Origin of the sequence: Nocardia sp. NBC_01499, from assembly GCF_045040275.1 — a bacterium.
GTDB lineage: Bacteria > Actinomycetota > Actinomycetes > Mycobacteriales > Mycobacteriaceae > Nocardia.
Genome location: NZ_CP109426.1, coordinates 5549207 through 5570511, shown reverse-complemented (window position 1 = coordinate 5570511; position 21305 = coordinate 5549207). Strand labels below are relative to the sequence as shown.

Below are 21305 nucleotides of genomic sequence, written 5' to 3'. Positions count from 1 at the left end.
CGGCGCGGCACGGCCGCAACCAGTAGCCTCACCGGCGTGTCCACTGGTCGCTCGGAGAGCTCCATTCCCTCGGACGAGCGGCCGAAGCCGCTGTGGACCGCGCTGCGCGAGAGCCCAGGGGTGTTGCGACTGGCTGTCGTGCGGTTCACCGGGCAGTTCGGTGACGGGATGTTCCAGGCGGCGCTGTCGGGGGCGATTCTGTTCAATCCGGAGCGGCAGACCGATCCGCTCGCCATCGCCGCCGGGTTCGCGGTGCTGCTATTGCCGTACTCGCTGATCGGGCCGTACGCGGGGGCGCTGCTGGATCGGTGGGATCGGCGGACCGTGCTGCTGGTGGCGAATGTGGCGCGGGCGGTGCTGATCGGGGTGGTGTGCGCCGGGCTGCTCGCCGGGGTCGGGGAGACGCCGCTGCTGTTGCTCGCGCTGGCCGTGGTCGGGATCAGCCGGTTCGTACTGTCGGGCGTGTCGGCGGCCTTGCCGAGGGTGCTCGCGCAGCACTGGTTGGTGCCGATGAACTCGGTGCTCGCCACGGTGGCCTCGGGCTGTGCCGGGCTCGGCGCGGCCGCCTCGGTGGCGGTGATCGGGTCGATCGGCGCGGGGGATTTCGCCTCCGCGGTCGCGGTCGCGGTGAGCGGCGTCGGGCCGGTGCTCAGCGCGGCGCTTGCCGCCGGGTTCGCGCCGAGGGTGCTCGGGCCGGACGCGGACGCGGCGGCGCACGAGAGCGCGCTACGTGCCATCGCCACCGGTCTGCGCACGGGCGCGACGGCGGTGTGGGAGTCGGTGCACGTGACCACCGCGATGCTCGGCATCGGCACGCACCGAATCGTGTTCGGCATCAACACCTTGATCATGGTGCTTGTGCTGCGGCAGGCACCGGCCGATGGTTCCGCGCTGAACAGCGGGTTGCTCGGTTTCGGCGTGGCCATCGGCGCTATCGCCGCGGGCATGCTGGTGGCGGCTGTGGTTGCGCCGCTGTTGATTCCGCGGCTCGGACGGTCGAAGACGGTGGTGGTCGGCTTGTTGACCGCGACGGTTGTGCAGTTGACGCTGGTGACCCCGATCGCCGTCGCGGACGCGGGGTCGGCCGCGCAGCGGGCGCATCAGCTGCTGCTGGTCGGGGCGTTCCTGCTCGGGCTTGCCGGGCAGACGATCAAACTGACCGGCGATGCGACCATGCAGATCGATATCGATGACGCGCGGCGCGGGCAGGTGTTCGCGTTGCAGGACACGGTCTTCAATATCGCCTTCATACTGGCGATTGCCGGTGCGGCACTGGTTATCCCGGACGACGGACGGTCATTGCCGGTAATTCTGTCGGGTGCCGGAATCTATTGCGCGGGTATTGCCGCCATCGCGGTGAATGCGCGGCGGCGGACTGTCGGCTGAATCGCTGGTTATTCAGCGGTGCCGACTTCAGGCAATGGTCGAATCATGATCGAGTGACGCCCGGCGCGGTTCATCGATTGGGCGAGGTAGTCGGGTAGGTCGTCCGTTGGGCGGTGTGACGGTAGCTCGTCGGTGGTCGGATGGCCGCCGAGTGGCATCTGATCGGCGTTGAATCCCAAGGGGCCCGGGATCGAATCCGGCTGTGCCGCATCGTCGTCGGGCGGAGCGTAATGCTGCTCGGCGTCGAGATTATCGGTGCGCACGATCCAGTCCAGCGGTTCGCTGACGGCATCGGAGACGGTGCCGGTGATCTGGTGATCCCAGGTGCCGTTTCCGCTCGGGTCGGTATAGAAATGGTCGAGGACGCCGTCGTTGTCCAGATCGAGGGCCGCCACGTCGGCGATGCCGGAACCGCTGGTGTCCCACATGGCATCGTCGGCGAGGCCGTCGCCGTCGAAGTCGAGCCGCACCGCGTCACCCGTGCCGGGCCCGGCCAGTTCCAGGTCGGCCTGGCTGGTCCAGACGTGCACCGTGCCGTCGCCCGTGCCGAACACGTACTCGATTTCGTCCATATGAGTTTGGACGCGCGCGACCGACATTCGGTTCCCTCTTTCGCGCCCGCGATTCCGGTAGGTTCCTTTTCGCTTCGGCCCGATTCGACAGGAGTCTGCCAGACATGGGTTTTCCGGTGCAGCAGCCGCATACCGCGCGAAACCTACTATGTGGGTTGGTAACCCGGCCGTATCCCCGGATCGCCGAATAGCGGGCCCCGCCCGACGTGACGCGCCGACTCGGCGGCAAATTCCCTTGTGTACCGGCATTGTTCGGTGCGCTGCTCGGCGGGTTGCTCACCATGCCCGTCCCTGCCGCGCAGGCAGCCCCGTTTCCGTGGGCGCCGTCGCCGGTGAACAGCTGCGGTGAGGTCGGTTTCGATCCGCTCAACCGCGAACGCGATCCCGCGCTGCCGCCACCGCCGCCGGTGGTGCTGCCGGAACGAATCGACATTCCGGTGCCGATCCCGCAGCTCACCCCGATAACGGTGCCCGGCCCGCCGCAGGACAACACCAGGGTCGACCAGGGACCGCCTGCCGTCGATCCGTGCCGCACCCCGTGCCCGGACGTCCGCGACATCTCGAAAGCACCCGAGCCCGGTGCCGATCCGAGCCCGGTGCCGGAAACCGGAAACCGGCCGAATTCGGGCACCGGCGAACCGATCAAGGTCCCGCGCGTCGAATTCAAGCCAGAGATCGAACCCATCCCGGTGCCGGTGCCCGGCGACCAGGGCGACGCACCGGAGCCCGCGCCGCCGCCGGTGGTGCACCCCGCCGAGCCGGGCCCGCTGGCCGCGGCGGTGGCCGAACCGCGCGTGCAATCAGTAGCGCTGGCGGGCCAGCTCACCGGGCACGGATCGCAGAATCGCACCGACCTGCGCTGGCAGGTGGACGGCACCGACCTCGGCGTGATGTGGGAGACCAAGCCGGGCGAGGTCGCCGTCGTCTTCGGCGATACCTTCGGCAAGGGCTGGCAGGTCGGCGGCACCGGGCGCGACGACCAGGACTGGCGCAGCAACGTGCTCGGATACAGCACCGATCGCGATCTGTCCGACGGGATGTCGTTGGACAGCATGGTGCAGGACAGCCGCTGCCACGCCGCCGAGATCCTCGGCAGCCGCAAGCTGAAGAACTGGGAGACGACCACCATTCCGACTTCCGGTTTCGCCCTTGGCAATCGACAGTATCTGAGCTACATGTCGGTGAATCGGTGGAGCCGGATCCCCGGCCTGTGGTCGAACAACTACGGCGGGCTCGCCTACTCCGACGACGACGGCCGCACCTGGACCAAGGATCAGCATGCCAAGTGGGACAACTTCTTCGGCGTCGGCCGGTTCCAGGTCGCGGCGATGGTGCCGCAGGGCGACTACGTCTATATGTTCGGCACACCCAACGGACGCGTCGGGGTGATCGGGCTCGCGCGGGTGCTGAAGGACGACGTGCTCAACACCTCGGCCTACCAGTACTGGGTGAACGGCAGCTGGGCGCCCGCGGCGGAAAACCAGGCGACCCCACTGGTTCCCGGACTGGCCAGCGAGGTATCCGTGCGCTACGACCAGGACAACGCGCAGTGGCAGATGGTGTATCTCGACTCCGCCCGCGGCGCGATCGTGGTGCGCAATGCCGCGGTGCCGCAAGGCGCTTGGACCGAAGCGGCCCAGCTCGTTTCCACCAGCGACTATCCGCAGTCCTACGGTGGTTTCATCCATCCTTGGTCGACCGGCAAGGATCTGTACTTCACGCTCTCGTCCTGGGACAGCTACAACGTGTATCTCATGCACGCACAGCTGGATTCGCCGAACTGAGCTAGTCGGCGACGAACCGGACGAAACCGCCAGCGTGGATCAGCGAGGGTGGATCGCGGTCCACGTCCCACATCCGCAGGTCGGTGGTTCCGATCAGCTGCCATCCGCCGGGGGTGCTCCGCGGGTACACGGCCGAGTAGCCACCGGCCAGCGCGACCGCGCCCGCGGGGATCGTGGTGCGGGACTGTGGCCGTCGCGGCACGGTCAGCCGGGCGTCGGGCGACTCCAGATAGCCGAAGCCGGGGGCGAATCCGACGAACGCGCAACGCCAGACCGTGCCGGTATGTTCGGCGACGACCTCCGCTTCGGTCAGGCCGAGCAATCGCGCGACCTCGGTGAGATCGGCGCCGTCGTAGCGCACCGGGACGACCAGCGGATCGTCCGGAGAATCGTTGTCCAACAGTGTTCCACGGGAAACAATGTCCGAATCCTGCTCCGCCGCAGACTGTTGCACCTCGCGCAGCAGGGTCGCTAACTCCTGGCGGACGGATTCCGCGTACTCCGGCGAAAGCAGCGTCACGAGAACGGTTTCCGCGGCGGGCAGGATGTCTTGCGCGCCGTCCGGCGTGTTAACACGCAGGGCGGCAACCAGTTTCGCTACCTGGTCATGGCGGGACGGCACCACGAGCAGCGCGCAATCGCCTGCCACCCGGATCGACCGATCCGGGTCGTCCCCGATCGAACCACCGTCGGTCATGCTCAGCCGAACGGTTCGACCGGCACCCCGACCTCGTCGAGGGCGGTGCGAATGAGGCGGGCCATCTCGACGGCGGCGGGAGTATCGCCATGCACGCAGATGCTGGCCGCGGCCACCGCGACCTCGCCCGATCCGTCGACCGTGCGTGCGGTACCCGACGTGGCAATCGAAACCGCCTGCGTGACCGCCTCTTTGGTGCCGAGAACGGCACCGGGCAGGCCGCGCGCGGCGAGCGTGCCGTCCGGCGTGTACGCGCGATCGGCGAATCCCTCACCGACGAAACGCACCCCGGCCGCCTCGGCCGCGTGGTCGAGCTGGGATCCAGCGGGACCGAGTAACGCAAGCTGAGGGTCGTAGTCGACGATCGCGGTGAGTACCGCGTCCGCGAGCCGCCGGTCACGCGAGGCCGAATGGTAGAGCGCGCCATGCGGTTTCACGTAGCGCACCCGGTCGCCCGCCGCCTTGGCGAACGCGTCGAGGCTGCCGATCTGATACAGCACCTCGTCGCGCAACTCGGCGGGGTCCATGGTGATTTCGCGGCGGCCGAACCCGGCCAGATCCCGGTAACCGACGTGTGCCCCGATCTTGACCCCCTTCTGCACCGCGAGCCCGCAGGTCCGGCGCATGATCGAGGGGTCGCCCGCGTGGAATCCGCAGGCGATGTTGGCGCTGGTGACGATGTCGAGCATCGCCGCGTCGTCGCCCATCCGCCACGGGCCGAAGCCCTCGCCGAGGTCACTGTTCAGATCCAGCGGCATATGCGCCCTTTCCGTGGCGGTGTGTCGGAGACAGGCTCCGATTGTCGTTGCGACGGTGTTCCACAAGCAAGAATGCCTGGTCAGCGGGTTATCCTCGGCGCAAAGCGCGACCTGGGTCACAGCACGATGGTCGAGTTCAGCGTCGGCAAGTACGCTCGGACCAATCATGGCCACGTATTTCGATCCGAAGTCCTGGTCGCCGCTACGGGCCGTCGATCTCGGCAAGCGCCTGTTCGAGCAATCCTGGCTGGAGCAGTGGATCGCCGTCACCACCTCCTGGGTGGACGCGGGCGCCGATCTCGGTGCCGGCACCGTCACGGCGCTGATGCCGGACGCTCTGATGACCGTGCTCAGCGAGGGCATTCTCAGCCGATTCGGCGGGCAGGAGGTCAGCGCCACCCTGCTCGGCCACGATCTGCACGCCACCCTGCAGGTGCTCAAGGTCCGGCGGCGTGGCGCGCACTTCCAGACCAAGACGGTGCTGTCCCGGCTGCGCTGGGACGACCACCCGATCGAGGCCGTGACCGTGATCGCGCACGGCGTTCGGCTGATTCCCGGCGTGCCGACGAAGGTGCGGGCCGCGCAGCTCGATCTCGAGGGCACGGTCACCACGGCGGCGCTGGTCGGCTGGATCAACAGCCAGCCGTTGGACTGGGTGCTCGATATCGACGCCAGCGGCCTTATCCGCGCCAAGCATCGCCGAAGACGATTGACCGCGCTGGTGGATGCCTCGGTGACGGACAACCGGGTCACCGTCGATCTGCTTCGGGCCACCTGGCTCGGCCTGCGGATGCCACGACGGATGATCGGCACACCGGCGCTGCTGTTGGAGCAGCTACCGAATCAGGCACGCATCGTGCACGCGACCCGCGACGGCGACCTCGTTCGCTTCCGGATCGAGCTGCCGGAGATCACCGGATCGTTCGAGCTGGCGCAGATCCGTTCCGCCATCGTCACCGGAACGACGCTGATCGTCTTCTAGCCCTTGGCTTTCCACCATTCCTGCAATGCCGCCTCGGCCTCGTCGCGGGTCATCGGGCCACGATCGAGCCGCAGCTCCTTGAGGAACCGCCACGCCTTGCCGACCTCGGGACCCGGTGGCAGGCCGAGCAGTTCCATGATCGCGTTGCCGTCCAGGTCGGGGCGGACCTTGGCCAGATCCTCCTGCTCCTGCAGTGCCGCGATCCGCGACTCCAGATCGTCGTAGGTGCCGCGCAACGCGGCGGCCCTGCGCTTGTTGCGGGTTGTGCAGTCGGCGCGGACCAGTTTGTGCAGGCGGGGGAGCAGTTCGTCGGCGTCGGTGACGTAGCGGCGGACCGCGGAATCGGTCCACTGGCCCTTGCCGTAACCGTGGAAACGCAAGTGCAGGAACACCAGTCGGGCCACGTCCTCGGTGAACTGCTTCGGGTACTTCAGCGCCCGCATCCGCTTGCGCACCATTTTCGCGCCGACCACCTCGTGATGATGGAAGCTGACGCCGCCGCCCGGCTCGTTGCGTTTGGTGTCCGGCTTGCCGATGTCGTGCAGCAGCGCGGCCCAGCGCAGCACCAGGTCCGGGTCGCCCTCCTCCAGGTCGATGGCCTGCTGGAGCACGGTGAGCGAGTGCCAGTAGACGTCCTTGTGCTGGTGGTGTTCGTCGATCTCCAGCTTCATCGCGGGCACCTCGGGCAGCACCCGCTGGGCCAGGCCGGTCTCGCACATGATGTTGATGCCGTCGATCGGGTGCGCACCGCCGATCAGCTTGTCCAGTTCCACCCGGACCCGCTCGGCGGTGATCCGGTCGATCTGATCGGCCATCGCGGTGATCGCCGTGTGCACCCGTGGCTGCAGTTCGAAGCCGAGTTGGGCGACGAAACGTGCGGCGCGCAACATGCGCAGCGGGTCGTCGTTGAACGAATCCTCCGGCGCCGCAGGCGTATCCAGCATGCCAGCGAGTAGCGCGTCCATCCCGCCGAGCGGGTCGACGAACTCAAGCGAACCGTCCGCGCCGATCCGCACCGCCATCGCGTTGACGGTGAAGTCGCGGCGCACCAGGTCGTCTTCGAGATTGTCGCCGAAGGTGACCTCGGGATTGCGCGAAACCCGGTCGTAGTTGTCGCTGCGGAACGTGGTGATCTCCAGCTGCTGGCCGCGCTTGGACCCGCTCACCGTGCCGAACGCCAAACCGCCGGTGTCCCACAGGTGATCGGCCCAGCCGCGCAACATCTCCTGCACCTGCTCGGGCCGCGCGTCGGTGGTGAAGTCCAGATCGGTGCCGAGTCGCCCGAGCACCGCGTCGCGCACGCTGCCGCCGACCAGATACAGCTCATGGCCCCGCGCCGCGAACATCTCGCCGAGCGGTTCCAGTACATCCGACAGCCTGCCCAACGTCACCGCCGCGGCGGCCAGCAATCGGGTACGTCTATCCAGCTCTGCGTCCTCGGACTCGGTCGAAACCACGAAATGGCAGCTTACCGAGCCCCAGCAACCGAGATTCCGGCGCAGTGTCGGTAGCGCGGGGTGTGCGTCCGCGCAAATCCAACACAGTAGGATTGCTTGGTGTCTCCGGCCGATCGCGCGAACAGTCGACGCCGCCAGCCTCGGCGCCGCGGTTCGGCCGCCAACGCGGCGAAACCGCGCATGCGCACGGTGCGGGAAACCTCAGCTGGCGGGCTTGTTGTCGACGGCTTGGACGGTCCGAGGGAGAAACGCAGCGCGGCGCTGATCGGGCGCACGGATCGGCGCGGGCGGTTGCTGTGGTCGCTGCCGAAGGGGCATATCGAAGAGGGAGAGACCTCCGAGCAAACCGCGATCCGTGAGGTGGCCGAGGAGACCGGCATCAACGGGGTGGTGGTCGCCGAACTCGGCAGCATCGATTACTGGTTCGTCACCGATGGGCGGCGGGTACACAAAACCGTGCATCATTATCTACTGCGTTCCACCGGCGGCGAACTGTCCGACGCCGACGTCGAGGTCACTCAAGTGGCGTGGGTGCCGTTGAGCGAGTTGAATTCTCGACTGGCCTACGCGGACGAACGCCGCTTGGCCGAAGTAGCGAACAAGCTGATCGACCGGATGGAGACCGGCAAGCGATGACCCAGACTTTTCGGCATCGCGCAGCGATTCCGTTGGGGGTGGTGGCCGGGCGACGGGTGCGCCTGTTCCGGATCATCGTTGCGGTCCTGACCATCCTTGGTTCGGCGACGACGCTGCCGATGCTGGTGTCCTCCGCCGCGCAGGCGCAGCAACCCACCGGAACCGGGACGAGCTCGGAACGCAAATTCCTGAAGCTGTCACTGGATTCGGTGACCCCGACCGTGGTCACCACGACCAGCGATCCGACGCTCACGGTGACCGGCTCGATCATGAACATCGGTGATCGCATGGTCAAGAACGTCGCCGTCCGGGTGCAGCGCGCGGCCGCGGTCACGGCACCGAGCAACCTGCGCGCGACATTGCAGCAGGATCAGGTCAACTACGAGGTGAACGGCGACTTCGAAGACGTCGTCCCGCAGCTCGACAAGGGCGAGCGCACGAAGTTCACCGTGACCATCCCGCTGCGCGCGGGCGGCGGTGCCACCAAGACCTCGCTGAATATCAACGAACCCGGCGTGTATCCACTGCTGTTGAATGTCAACGGCAAACCGGACTACGGCATCCAAGCCCGGCTCGACGACGCCAGGTTCCTGCTCCCGGTGCTCGGCGTGCCACCGCTGACGTCGAAGGGCACCGACGCGCCCGACCCGAGCCAAGCGGTGGCCGCGCCGACCGACGCACCGGTGGCGACGACGATGCTGTGGCCGCTGGCCGACCGGCCACGGCTGGTCGCCGGCATCCCCGGATCGGCGGACGGGAAGGTCGAACTCACCGACGACGAGCTGGCCGCCTCGCTCGGCAAGGGTGGGCGCCTCGACCAGCTGCTCGGCGCGCTGGAGACCGTGTTCGATACCACGCCGACCCGCGACCGCGCCCTCGCCGCGTCGGTGTGCCTCGCGGTCGATCCGGATCTGCTTGTCACGGTGCAGGAGATGACCAAGGGCTATCGGGTGCTGGCCAGCCCGTCCGATCCGGACGGCGCGACCAGGCCGGGCACCGGCGCGGCCCAGGCACAGACCTGGCTGGACCGGCTGCGCGCACTCGCCGGGACCATGTGCACCGTGGCGCTGCCGTTCGGACAGGTCGACCTCGACGCGCTGGCCGCGGTGAACGATCCGGACCTCTCGGCAAGGGCGATGAACGCGCCCGCCGAACTCATCCACTCGATTCTGGCCACCAATCCGGTGAGCGGGGTGAGCCTGCCGGATTCCGGCAGCATCGATAGCGGCGCGGGAATCCTGCTGCGCAGCCACGGTTTCAGCACCGCCGTGCTTGCCGGTACCGCCGTCGCACCCGAGGGCAGCGCCGATTCGTCCGAGGCGGTCGCACCGACCACCGGCCGCGGCGACAGCAAGAACCAGCCGGCGAGTCGGAACACGACGAGCCGGACCGCGGAATCCGCTAGCCCCGACACGGTTCGACTGCCCGACGTCACCGCGCCAGCACCGCCGAGCGCCAATCCGGCTCCACCGAACGGGAATCCGACCACCCCTGCCGTCGATCCGGCGCTGCACGCCGCGACATTCGACATCTGGTCCGCCACAGCGCTGGCCGCGCTCGGCTCGAACCCGCCGACACCCTCGTTCACGCCGACCAAAGTGCGCTACGAGGTCAGCAACGACTCGCGCGTCGCCCGGCTGCAGGACGCGCTCGGCGCGATCTCGTGGACCGCGCTGAATCCGCAGCCGAACCAGCCGCGCTCGTTGCTGCTGGTCCCGCCGCAGCAGTGGAGTGCGAGCAAGGACGAGGGCATGGCGCTGCTGCATCAGATCGAGCTGCTGGTGCGCAGCAACCTGGCGACGCCGCGTTCGTTCCAGGACCTGGTCGCGCAGCCACCGGACCCACAGCCCTACGAGCTGGACTATCTGGCGCAGGCCGCCGCCGACGCGGTACCCGACCGGTTCGTGACATCGGCGCGCGACCAGGCGCGCCGGATCAGCGAGCTGATGCGCGCGCTCGTCGAGGTGCCGGAGGCCGATCCGACGCCACGCCAGTTCCTCGACCCGCTGCGCGACGACCTGATCCGGGTGTTGAGCCTGTCCGATCGACGGACCGGCGATCCAAGCCAGGCGGATACCTTCGCCCAGCGGCGCATCGATCAGACCACCCGGACGATGGACAACATCTACCGCTCGGTGACCGTGCTCCCGCCGGGCGGCGTGTACACCCTCGCCTCCGAGCAGAGCCCGTTGCTGCTGGTCGCGCGCAACGATCTGCCGGTGTCGATCCGGATCAAGTTCCTCATCGAGGCGCCGCACGAGGCGAAGATCACCGATCAGGGCGAGCAGCAGCTGCCGGCGAAGGGAACACGCTCGTTCCAAATCCCGACCGAGGTGAGCGACAGCCGTAACCTGGTCATTCCGATCTCGCTTACCACACCGGACGGAGTTCCGCTGGGTAATGCCACTTCGGTCTCGGTGCGTTCGAACGCCTATGGTCAGACCCTGGCAATAATTACGGCATGTGCCGGAGTACTGCTGTTGCTGTTGGCCGGGCGTCGCTTGTGGCGCCGGTTCCGCGGCCAGCCGGATCCGGCCGACGAAGGTTTCGATCCGAGCACCCGGCGCCGGGTCAATCGGTACCGACGGGCCAAGAACCGAGTCATACAGCAGGAGCATCAGGAGGCACAGTGAGGGACGGTGACCTAGCGCCCTCTGTTGTGTCCCGATCGATCACTCGGCACGATTCGGTTTCGCGGCGACCGGCCGCGTCTACCGGATTTGGACGTCCGACAAACCACAGTGGCAGAGTGGAGGACAATCGCGGAAGGCTCGCACCGGCGCAGGGGTGGTGTGAGTGATGGGCAGTACCAGGAGGAACGGTGAGCGATTCGATCTTGACGCCGCTCGCCGAGCCGACCGGGATGCGCGGCCGCGCCGGGCGCAGGAGGCATGATGAGCGACGATGACTCATCGGCGCATCGGCCTCGATCCGATCGGCGCGACGGGCCACCTCCCCGTCGGGCGCCGGTCGCGCCGTGGGAACGGCTACCGCCACAGGCGGAGGCCGAGGATCCGGACATGAACGCGGGCCCGTATGAGCCGCCCCCGCCCCGAGTGCCGCACGTCAGCAGGCCCTCGGCGCCGCCACAGCCGTGGCAGGGCCAGCGCATGCCGCCGGGCCCGCCGCAACGTCCACCCGGTCCGCCGCAGCGGCCCGCACCCGCACCGCACCCCGGGCAGCGGCAATATCCCGCACCGCCGCCGCCCGCGCAGCCGCGTCCGATTCCGCCAGGCCAGCGGCCAGGTCCGCCGCCCGGTCAGTCCGGCGGGATTCCCGTCAGCCCGCCGCGGCCAGGGCAATCCGGCGCGATACCAACCAGCGCTCCGCGCCCGGCACGTCCCGCACCCGGTCAGCCCGGTCCGATGCCAACCAGTGCTCCGCGCCCGGCACCCGGACAGTCCGGACCGATCCCGACCGACGCACCCCGTCCCGGTCAGCAGGAGCCGATTCCCGCTGGCCCGCCGCCGTCCAACCGGATGCCACCGCCGCGATACGCCCCACCGCAGGCTCGGCCGGAGCCGTACGCGCCGCCGCGCCGCCGCCAACCCGCTCCGGCGGTCGCCGAGCCCGCCGAGGTAGGCAACCGGCCGCGGACCCAGGAGTTCCCCGCCGCGACCAAGACAGCCGAGAAGCCGAATTCGAGCGCCCGGCTGCTCAGCGACTCCGGATCGATCGCGTTCGCGACCCTGATCAGCCGGGTCACCGGCTTCGGCAAGCAGCTGCTGCTGCTCACCGTGCTCGGCCCGGCCATCGCCAGCGCGTTCACCGTGGCCAGCCAGATCCCGAACATGATCGCCGAACTCGTGCTCGGCGCGGTGCTCACCGCGATCGTGGTGCCGACGCTGGTGCGCGCGGAACAGGAGGACCCCGACAACGGGGAGGCCTTCGTCCGACGACTCGTCACGGCGGCATTCGTCGTGCTCGCCACCGCCGCACTGCTGGCCACCGCGGCCGCGCCGCTGCTGACCACCTATGTGTTCCTTTCCGACGACGGCAAGGTCAACACCGGCCTGACCACGGCGCTGGCGTTCCTGCTGTTGCCCGCGATCCTCTTCTACGGCATGTCCGCCCTGCTGACGGCCATCCTCAATACCCGACAGCAGTTCAAGCCCGGTGCGTGGGCACCGGTGGTGAACAACGTCGTCGTGCTCACGGTGCTCGGTCTCTATGTGCTGATGCCTGGCGAGATCAGCCTGAACCCGGTGCGGATGGGCGACCCGAAACTGCTGGTGCTCGGCGGCGGTGTGACGCTCGGCGTGGTGGTCCAGGCGGTGAGCCTGGTGCCCGCGATTCGCCGCGAGCACATCGACCTGCGCCCACTCTGGGGTGTCGACGCGCGACTCAAGCAGTTCGGCGGGATGGGCGCGGCCATCATCCTGTACGTCGCGATCAGCCAGGCCGGTTTCGTCTTCGCCACCCGTATCTCCTCGCACGCCGACGCGGCGGGCCCGGCCATCTACAACAACGCGTGGCTGCTGCTGCAGTTGCCGTACGGCGTACTCGGCGTCACCGTGCTCACCGCGATCATGCCGCGGCTGAGCCGCAACGCCGCCGCCGATGACACTCCCGCGGTGGTCGACGACCTCTCCGCCGCGACCCGATTGACCATGATCGCCTTGCTGCCGGTGGTCACCTTCCTGACCCTGGCCGGGCCACAGGTCGGGCAGGCGCTCTACGGCTATGGCAACTTCGGCAGCGACGATGCCGCGCGCCTCGGCCTCGCGGTCAGCTGGTCGGCCTTCTCGCTGATTCCCTACGCGCTGGTGCTGATTCATCTGCGCGTGTTCTACGCCAGGGAGCAGGCCTGGATCCCGACCTGGATCATCCTCGGGATCACCGCCGCCAAGATTCTCTTCTCGGCGATCGCGCCGATGGTCACCGACGCCGATCACGTGGTGATCGCGCTGGGCGTGGCGAACGGTCTCGGGTTCGCGGTCGGCGCCGCCGTTGGTGGCTTCCTGCTGCATCGCAGTCTCGGCGATCTGCGGATGTCGAACGTCAGCCGGACCATTACCCGCGTCCTGTTCGGGTCGGTGGCCGGTGGCGCGGTCATGTGGATCGTTGACCGCGTGCTCGGACTCGACCGGTTGACCAGTGCCTTCGGCGGCCCTGGCTCGCTCATCCGGGTCGCGATCACGGCGATCGTCATGTTCTCGGTCGCCTTCGGCCTGATGCGCCTTGCCGGTGTTCCCGAGGTCGTCGCGATCACCGTCGCCATCTCGCGGCGCCTCGGCTGGACCCCACCCGCGCCCGATCTCGACCTCGACGGTCCGGTCGACGATTACGCGACTCGAGTACTGCGCAGGCCCGACCCGTATCTGGCATACCCTGGGTACGACCCGTACATGGATGCTCAGACCATGGTCTTGCCCGTGATCCGAGCCGATGCCGTTGACATCACCGGCATGGGCGAGTTCCCGTACCCTGTTCGGCAGAGAAGCACAAGTGGCGAAATCGCCGGAACCTCGACATACCAGGGCGAAGGAGGACCGAGGGTGAGCGACGACGCGGTGGGCGGCGTCCCAGCCGCTGATTCTTCTGCGACCACGGCAGGCGGGCTTTCCACGGATGCCCCGCCTCCCGGAGGAGAGCCGTCGGATCCCGCGTACGCGAACCGCGAGACCGACACCGGTCCATCGGATCACGACGCGATTCCGCCGGTCGACGAGGCGGCCCCGCAGGGTCCGCACGATCGCCAGAGTCCGGTACCGGCACGCGACCCGATGTACGACACCGGGATGATCCCGATCGGGTCGCCGGAGATGCCACCGCTCGGTGGCGAAAACCTCGGCTCCCGTCGCTCGCAGCGCGGTCCGAAGCTGATTCCCGGCGCGTCGGTGGCCGGTGGCCGTTACCGGCTGCTCGCCGGGCACGGCGGGGCCCGCGGCCTGAAGTTCTGGCAGGCGCTCGACATCAAGCTCGACCGCGAGGTCGCGCTCACCTTCGTCGACGCCGATCAGAAGGCGAGCGAGAACTCCGGCCACGACGGCCCGCAGGCGATTCTGTCCCGCACGCTGCGCCTCGGGCGGATCAATTCGCCCGGCTTGGCTCGGGTGCTCGACGTGGTGCGCGGCAGCTCAGGCGGCATCGTGGTGGCCGAGTGGACCCCTGGTCGCTCGCTGCGCGAGATGGCCGAAACGGTGCCGTCCCCGATCGGCGCCGCCCGCGCCATCCGCGCGTTGGCCTCGGCTGCCGAACTGGCCCATCGCGGCGGCGGATCGTTGTCCATCGACCACCCGGACCGGGTACGGATCAGCGCGACCGGCGACGCGGTGCTCGCCTTCCCGGGCACCCTCGCCGATTCGGACGCGCAGTCCGACGTGCGCGGCCTCGGCGCCATGCTCTACTCACTGATCACCGCCCGCTGGCCGATCCGCTCCGGCGGTATCACCGGTACCGCCGCAACCGTCGGAGGGTTGCGGCTTGCCGATTTCGGCCCGGACGGCACGCCGGTGGAGCCACGCCAGATAAGACCCGAGGTGCCCTTCGAGATCTCGGCGGTCGCGGTGCGGTCGCTGGAGTCGAACAAGGGCGTGCGCACCGCCGCGACCGTGCAGCACGTGCTCGAGCAGGCGTCGGTGGTGGATCAGAAGACCGATTTCATCCCGGTGCTTCGGCTCGGTCAGCGCCCGCCGTCGGCTCCCGACGAGTCACTCGCCGACCCGGAACTGCTAGCGGCCGAACGCGAGAGATCCCAGCGCATGATGTGGATCATGGTCGGTCTAGGCATCCTGGCCGCGCTGGTGGTCGGCGTCGTGATCTGGTGGATGGTCAGCGTGTTCGCGCCTGGCGCCTCGGACGCGCCGCTCAACGAACAGCGCAATATCGGCCTGACCACGAACAACAGCCCCCCAGCCGCGACACCGGCGGCCGCAGGGCCGACCGCCCCGACGGGTGGGGTGCCGGTCCCGATTACCGGGGTGTCGGTGTTCTCGCCGGAGGGCACCCCGGACGGGGTCGGCAGCGTCAACGCGGTGCTCGATCAGAATCCCGCCACCCTATGGCGCTCGGATCAGTACTTCCAGCAGTTCCCCGCGCTGAAGAAGGGGGTCGGGCTGCTATCGACGCTACCGAGCCCGGCCAAGCTGACGAACGTCTCGATCAACTCGCCGAGTCCGGGCACCGCCGTCGAGATCCGCACCTCGCCGACCGCGTCGCCGACACTGGATCAGACCCAGCTGATCGGCTCGGCCAAGCTGGGCGACGGGGTCACCGACATTCCGGTACGCACCGATCAAGCCGCCCGCTACGTGCTCATCTGGATCACCGGTCTCGGTAACTCCAGTGGTGGTCAGTTCCAAACTTCGATCGCGGATATACGTTTCGACGCCGCGCCTTAGCGCGATGATTGCGCGAGTACATGGGTAACTCGCCGGGTACGGGCTGACCCGACCCCCTCACTTGCCGCCAGCCGCCAATTTTGCCGCTGCGCACCTCAGTCTGGCCTGAATCCGCGGCGGGGCGGAGCAGCTTGCTGCTCGATCGCGAGTGACGATATGATCTCCTCGCGCTCTCAGCAGGGGAGCTTCCCGGGTTCTGGTTTCTCGATCCTGGATGCTGCGTAATTTCGGTGATGGTCGTCCATGTCCGTTGCCATCGTGAGCGCTGTCCAAGGGGTTGGCATTGTCGTCCGAATTGAACGAGGATTTCCGCGGGGGGACATCGCGGCCTGTCGCGTACCGCGAACATCCGTTCGTCGGCGACGACTACACCGATGTCGAGCTGCTGCAGGCGCATGTGCGCGGCCAGCGGCACGCCTTCGCCGAGCTGCTACGCAGGCACAACGACCACCTGTGGCAGACCGCCCTTCGCACCTCCTACACCCGCGAGGACGCGGCGGATTCGCTGCAGGACGCGCTGCTCTCGGCCCATCGCACGGCCGCCTCGTTCCGGGCCGAGGCCGAGGTGCGCAGCTGGCTGCACGCGATCGTGGTCAACGCCTGTCTCGACCGGATCCGGCGCAACAAGATCCGCAAGGCCGTCTCACTGACCGCGGAGACGATGCCGGAACCGCGCGACGACCGGGACGCGGTCGCCGAACTGGAGATGTCACTCGTGGTCGATCACGCGCTGTTCTCGCTGCCGCCGGATCAGCGCACCGCACTTGTTGCCATCGATCTCGAGGGGTATAGCGTGGCCGAAGCCGCCGCTATGCTCGGTGTCCCGGAGGGAACAATCAAGAGCCGCTGCGCGCGCGGGAGGCAACGTCTGCAAGAACGCCTGGAATTTCTGCGCGATCCAGGGAACCGGAAGTAGTTGAGGTGCGTCATTAATAGTGACGAGCCCGTAGACGATGTTCGTGTAGTTCCCCCGCCGATGTCAGATGAGAACACTGGAGGTGCGATGGCGACCAGGTCCGTGCCGCAGCCTCCGTTCCCGGCCGAACTGCTCGCCGACCTACACGCCGACAATGTGACGCCCGAGCTGCGCGAGCAGCTGTGGCCCGCGGTCCGTCGCGACGGGGACGCGCTGCGCTTCGTGCACGCATTGGACGACGTCGCCACCGAGCTACGCGCACTCGGCCGCAGCGACCACATCATCCACTCGATGCCCGACGACATCGCCGCCCGGCTCGAACAGTTCGTCGACGGTTTCGACCTGAACGAGCAGCCCACCGAAGAGGGCGCGACCCTCTATCAGCTGCCACCATCGGCAGCACCCGAAAACACCGAAGCCACCACGGTTTCCACGCCATCGGCCGTGCCGATCTCGCTCGACGACCGCCGCCGGAGCAGGCTGCGCTGGCTCACCGCCGCTGCCGCCGCGGTGGCGGTCGTCGCCTGCGCCTCGATCGCGCTCACCACGGTGCGCGGCAACGACGCCGCACCCACCGCCCAGCCGACCGCGAACAGCGACCAACTCGGCGACGACCTCGACGCGCCCGCGATGCTCAGCGCGCTCGGCCGCAACGATGCCACCGGACTGCTCGGCAGCGTGGCCGCGAGGGAACGCTGCGTGCACGCCAACGGATTCGATCGCACCATCCTCGGCTCGAACAACATCCGCTATCAGGGCAAGGACGCGGTGCTGATCCTGCTCACCGGGCCACGCACCCCGAAGATCACCGCGTTGGTCGTCGGAACCGGTTGCAGCACAGCCGATCCCCAACACCTCGCCACCCAGGACATCGGCTGAGTGGCGCACGCCACAACCGCCTGCGCGGGTACCTGAACGCTCCCGTCCCGGCACTGAGCCGAACCTCACGTGGGACCGGACAAGTCCAGGAACAATAGCCATTACCCTGTTGTTGACCGAGACGTCCATTGATTTCTCCCCGGAAGGGCCTCATGAGTGCGCCAGTTCGCGACCTGATCATCGTCGGCTCCGGACCCGCTGGCTACACGGCCGCCGTGTACGCCGCCCGGGCCGAGCTCCAGCCACTGGTGTTCGAAGGCACCCAATTCGGCGGCGCGCTGATGACCACCACCGAGGTGGAGAACTTCCCCGGCTTCCGCGAGGGCATCATGGGCCCGGACCTGATGGAAGAGATGCGCGAGCAGGCCAAGCGCTTCGGTGCCGATATCCGCACCGAGGACGTGGACGCGCTCGACCTCAGCGGCCCGATCAAGACCGTCACCGTCGGCGACGAGACCTACCAGGCCTACGCGGTGATCCTGGCCATGGGCTCGGCCGCCCGCTACCTCAACGTGCCGGGTGAGCAGAAGCTGCTCGGCCGCGGCGTGAGCGCCTGCGCCACCTGCGACGGCTTCTTCTTCAAGAACCAGGACATCGTCGTGGTCGGCGGCGGCGACTCCGCGATGGAGGAAGCCACCTTCCTGACCAAGTTCGCCAGCACCGTGACCATCGTGCACCGGCGCGAGGAGTTCCGTGCCTCGCGAATCATGCTCGAGCGGGCCAAGGCCAACGAGAAGATCAAGTTCGTGCTCAATGCCGAGGTCGCCGAGGTCAAGGGCGACAGCAGCGTGACGAGCCTGGTGCTGCGCGATACCCGCACCGGGGAGACCTCGGAGCTGGCCGCGACCGGCCTGTTCGTCGCGATCGGCCACGACCCGCGCAGTGAGCTGGTCAATGGTCAGGTCGAGCTGGACGACGAGGGCTACGTGCAGGTGGTGCACCCGTCGACCGCCACCAAGGTGTCCGGCGTCTTCGCCGCCGGCGACCTCGTCGACCACACTTACCGCCAGGCGATCACCGCGGCGGGCACCGGCTGCCGCGCGGCCATCGACGCCGAGCGCTGGCTCGCCGACCAGGGCGACATCAGCTCGAACACCCTGGACCACGCGGGCAACACGGTCGCCGTGCCCGCCAACTGACGACGCCTCGTCTCAGCAAGGAGAACGCTATGTCCGATAGTGCCAAGACCGACAGCGCCAAGAAGACGATCACCGTCACCGACGCGTCCTTCGCCGACGATGTGCTGCTCAGCGAGAAGCCCGTCCTCGTCGATTTCTGGGCCACCTGGTGCGGACCGTGCAAGATGGTCGCCCCCGTGCTGGAGGAGATCGCCGGCACACACGCGGACAAGCTGACTGTCGCGAAAGTGGACGTCGACGCGAATCCCGGCACCGCCCGCGATTACAAGATCCTCTCGCTGCCCACTATGATGCTGTTCCGCGGCGGTAAGCCGGTGAAACAGATCGTCGGTGCGAAGGGCAAAGCCGCCCTTTTGCGCGAACTCGACGGCGAGATCTGACACCTGTCGCGCTAATGCCATAGGCGCCAAAGGCCGTCGAGAACCATCGACGCGCCGTAGGATGCCTGGACCCGGGAATGCCGAATTCCCGTCCGGGTCTGAGACAATCGACCGATGCCGGTCGTGCGCAGGGTGTATCCCATCGCATGAGTGGGTACCCGGATTGACGGAAGGAAAGGGCTCTCACGCATGCACCGACTTCGTCACGGCGATAGCGGTCCAGCCGTAGCAGAGGTTCGGAGCACCCTGGCAAGTCTCGGGTTCTTACACGCACACGTCGATACCGATCACGCCGACGCACGCGAGTACTGGAAAGACACCGAGGCCTCCTTCGACCACCGACTCGACTCAGCCGTCCGCGCGTTCCAGCAACATCGCGGGCTGCTCGTCGACGGTGTGGTCGGCCCGGCCACCTACCGAGCGCTGAAGGAAGCGTCCTACCGCCTCGGCGCGCGCACGCTGATCTATCAGCTCTCCGCGCCGCTGTACGGCGACGATGTCGCGACACTGCAGCGCAAGCTGCAGGACCTCGGCTTCTACGTGCACCGGGTGGACGGCTACTTCGGCCCGCACACCCACGAGGGGCTTTCCTCCTTCCAACGGGAGATCGGCCTTGCCGCCGACGGCATCTGCGGGCCGGACACGCTGCGCTCGCTCGACCTGCTCGGCGCCCGCGTCACCGGCGGTAATCCGCATCGGATCGCCGAGGAAGAAGTGGTGCACCGGGCCGGACCACAGCTCACCGGTAAGCGCATCGTCATCGACCCCGGTCTCGGCGGGCCCGACAAGGGACATCCCGTGCCGACCGAGTTCGGCGAGGTGTTCGAGTCGGAAATCCTGTGGGACTTGGCAAGTCGGCTCGAGGGCCGGATGGCAGCCACCGGCATGGAGACGTTCCTGTCGCGGGCATGGGGCGCCAACTCGACCGACGCCGAACGTGCCGATACCTCGAACGCCTTCGACGCCGACCTGATGATCTCGCTGCGCTGCGCGACCAACCCGAGCCCGCTGGCCAACGGTGTCGCCGGTTTCTACTTCGGCAATTCGCACGGCTCGGTGTCGATGATCGGTCAGGTGCTCGCCGGTTTCATCCAGCGTGAGGTCGTCGCGCGCACCTCGCTGCAGGATTGCCGGACGCACGCAAGGACCTGGGATCTGTTGCGGCTCACCAAGATGCCGACCGTGCAGGTCGATATCGGTTATCTGACAAACGATTACGACGCTACCGTGCTCACCAATCCGCGCATGCGCGATGTGATCGCCGAAGCAATCCTGGTCTCGGTCAAGCGGCTGTACCTGCTCGGGCAGGACGATCAGCCAACGGGCACATACACTTTCGCGGAACTGCTGGCGGAGGAACTCGCCGCCGCAGACCGCATGTAGCTAGAGCTGAACACAGCGCCCCCTGCCGATCTCATCGGCGGGGGGCGCTTTTCGTCGAAGATTCTCAGCGCACTCCGACGCGTGCCGGGGGAGTCATCGCGGCGGCGGCCAGCAGCTGGTCGAGCGCGCGCTCCACGTCTTCCTTCCACCCGTGATCGGAGTCGAGTTCCAGGCGCAGCCGCGGGAACCGGTGGTGCGGTGCGATCACCTTGAATCCGACCTCCTCCAGGAAGTCGGCCTCGATCATGCAGGTTTCCGGCGAGCACTCGGTCATCGAACCCGGTGCGTTCGCGCCGGTTCCCTTGATCGGCGAGATGATCCGCTCCATCAGCGTCATCGAGCCGAAGCGTTCCGAGAGTGCCTGCGAGGGCGGATCGGAGCGAATCCCGAACGACTCGAGTGCGCGCACGCCTCGACGCACCAGATCGGCCACCACGGCCTGCATCAGCTGGTGGGCAACCTCATTGTCCTGATACGGAAATTCGGCCTGCAGCGTGGTCAGCAGGACCGCGTCCGGGCTTACCGGTGAGGTGGGGAAGAGGGTCGCACGCGGAACGGCGCTCGGCGGCGAATACAGGGCACACCCCGCGACATTGCCGTCGACATTCGCCACCTGCCCGCAGGAACCCCATTCCAGCAGGACCGTGGAGAGCCAGGCCTCCTTTTCGAAGACGGGGTCGCTGAAGCCGCGGGAGTCCTCGGCGACGGCGGGATCCATCTCCCAGAACACGCAGCGCCGGGAGTGCGCGGGGAGCTTGTCGAGCCCGCCGAGGGTAAGTGCTGTGACGCTGGTCGACACTGCTCTGCTCAGCCTCCAGCTGTCCGATTCGTCCACACTCATGTCTGTGCCTCGCTCGCGCTCGGCCCCAGCATGCGCGAGGCACTCCGACTCACGGTTCGCTCGCTCATGATTGCACCTCGCTGAAGCTCGGCTCTGTCATCACCGAGCAAAGCTCGGCCCGCGCCCATGGCTCGTTCGCTCACACCGCATCA

At 67.8% G+C, this 21305-nt stretch carries 16 protein-coding genes; 11 read left to right on the top strand and 5 right to left on the bottom strand.

What is annotated here, in order from left to right:
- The first annotated feature begins 36 nt into the window (after positions 1-36).
- A complete protein-coding gene (locus OG203_RS25340; protein WP_405159760.1) occupies positions 37-1386 on the top strand; it encodes an MFS transporter in 1350 nt (449 codons plus the stop codon).
- An 8-nt stretch (positions 1387-1394) separates the two neighbouring features.
- Here the strand turns inward: OG203_RS25340 and OG203_RS25335 are convergent, their stop codons facing one another.
- A complete protein-coding gene (locus OG203_RS25335; RefSeq protein WP_405159759.1) occupies positions 1395-1958 on the bottom strand; it encodes a hypothetical protein in 564 nt (187 codons plus the stop codon).
- 281 nt (positions 1959-2239) lie between these two features.
- On the opposite strand from OG203_RS25335, the gene OG203_RS25330 reads away from it, so the two are divergent.
- Entirely contained in the window at positions 2240-3742 is a 1503-nt protein-coding gene (locus tag OG203_RS25330; protein WP_405168000.1) for a DUF4185 domain-containing protein, read from the top strand.
- 1 nt (position 3743) lies between these two features.
- Here the strand turns inward: OG203_RS25330 and OG203_RS25325 are convergent, their stop codons facing one another.
- Together OG203_RS25325 and OG203_RS25320 are read right to left on the bottom strand one after the other, a co-directional pair.
- Positions 3744-4439, bottom strand: coding sequence for an allophanate hydrolase subunit 1 (locus tag OG203_RS25325; protein WP_405159758.1), 696 nt, complete (start codon positions 4437-4439; stop codon positions 3744-3746).
- Positions 4440-4441: 2 nt separating this feature from the next.
- The gene (locus tag OG203_RS25320) at positions 4442-5197 is read right to left on the bottom strand and encodes a LamB/YcsF family protein (protein ID WP_405159757.1); all 756 of its coding nucleotides are present in this window, start codon (positions 5195-5197) and stop codon (positions 4442-4444) included.
- Between the two features lie 166 nt (positions 5198-5363).
- Between OG203_RS25320 and OG203_RS25315 the strand changes: the two genes are divergently transcribed.
- Positions 5364-6179, top strand: a complete 816-nt coding sequence (locus OG203_RS25315; protein ID WP_405159756.1) for a hypothetical protein — start codon at positions 5364-5366, stop codon at positions 6177-6179.
- On the opposite strand, the gene OG203_RS25310 is transcribed toward OG203_RS25315, so the two are convergent.
- On the bottom strand, positions 6176-7636 hold the full coding sequence (locus OG203_RS25310) for a CCA tRNA nucleotidyltransferase (RefSeq protein ID WP_405159755.1): 1461 nt from the start codon (positions 7634-7636) through the stop codon (positions 6176-6178). The genes OG203_RS25315 and OG203_RS25310 overlap by 4 nt on opposite strands.
- Before the next feature lie 99 nt (positions 7637-7735).
- On the opposite strand from OG203_RS25310, the gene OG203_RS25305 reads away from it, so the two are divergent.
- The 8 genes from OG203_RS25305 to OG203_RS25270 all read left to right on the top strand — a co-directional run bounded on the left by OG203_RS25305 (position 7736) and on the right by OG203_RS25270 (position 20312).
- Complete coding sequence (locus OG203_RS25305; RefSeq protein ID WP_107659875.1) at positions 7736-8272, top strand: NUDIX hydrolase; 537 nt, start codon at positions 7736-7738, stop codon at positions 8270-8272.
- Positions 8269-10905 (top strand): DUF6049 family protein, encoded by a 2637-nt coding sequence (locus tag OG203_RS25300; RefSeq protein ID WP_405159754.1) that lies wholly within the window; start codon positions 8269-8271, stop codon positions 10903-10905. Before OG203_RS25305 ends, OG203_RS25300 begins: the two co-directional genes overlap by 4 nt.
- An 846-nt stretch (positions 10906-11751) precedes the next feature.
- Complete coding sequence (locus OG203_RS25295; protein ID WP_405167999.1) at positions 11752-15615, top strand: murein biosynthesis integral membrane protein MurJ; 3864 nt, start codon at positions 11752-11754, stop codon at positions 15613-15615.
- A gap of 382 nt (positions 15616-15997) precedes the next feature.
- Positions 15998-16531, top strand: a complete 534-nt coding sequence (sigM, locus tag OG203_RS25290) for an RNA polymerase sigma factor SigM (protein ID WP_405167998.1) — start codon at positions 15998-16000, stop codon at positions 16529-16531.
- An 87-nt stretch (positions 16532-16618) separates the two neighbouring features.
- The gene (locus tag OG203_RS25285) at positions 16619-17410 is read left to right on the top strand and encodes a hypothetical protein (RefSeq protein ID WP_405159753.1); all 792 of its coding nucleotides are present in this window, start codon (positions 16619-16621) and stop codon (positions 17408-17410) included.
- 152 nt (positions 17411-17562) lie between these two features.
- Positions 17563-18549 (top strand): thioredoxin-disulfide reductase, encoded by a 987-nt coding sequence (trxB, locus tag OG203_RS25280; RefSeq protein ID WP_405159752.1) that lies wholly within the window; start codon positions 17563-17565, stop codon positions 18547-18549.
- A 29-nt stretch (positions 18550-18578) separates the two neighbouring features.
- Complete coding sequence (gene trxA / locus OG203_RS25275) at positions 18579-18929, top strand: thioredoxin (RefSeq protein ID WP_405159751.1); 351 nt, start codon at positions 18579-18581, stop codon at positions 18927-18929.
- A 189-nt stretch (positions 18930-19118) separates the two neighbouring features.
- Positions 19119-20312: an N-acetylmuramoyl-L-alanine amidase gene (locus OG203_RS25270; RefSeq protein WP_405159750.1), complete on the top strand. Its 1194-nt coding sequence runs from the start codon at positions 19119-19121 to the stop codon at positions 20310-20312.
- A 64-nt stretch (positions 20313-20376) separates the two neighbouring features.
- On the opposite strand, the gene OG203_RS25265 is transcribed toward OG203_RS25270, so the two are convergent.
- A complete protein-coding gene (locus OG203_RS25265; RefSeq protein WP_405167997.1) occupies positions 20377-21111 on the bottom strand; it encodes a GNAT family N-acetyltransferase in 735 nt (244 codons plus the stop codon).
- Positions 21112-21305 lie beyond the last annotated feature (194 nt).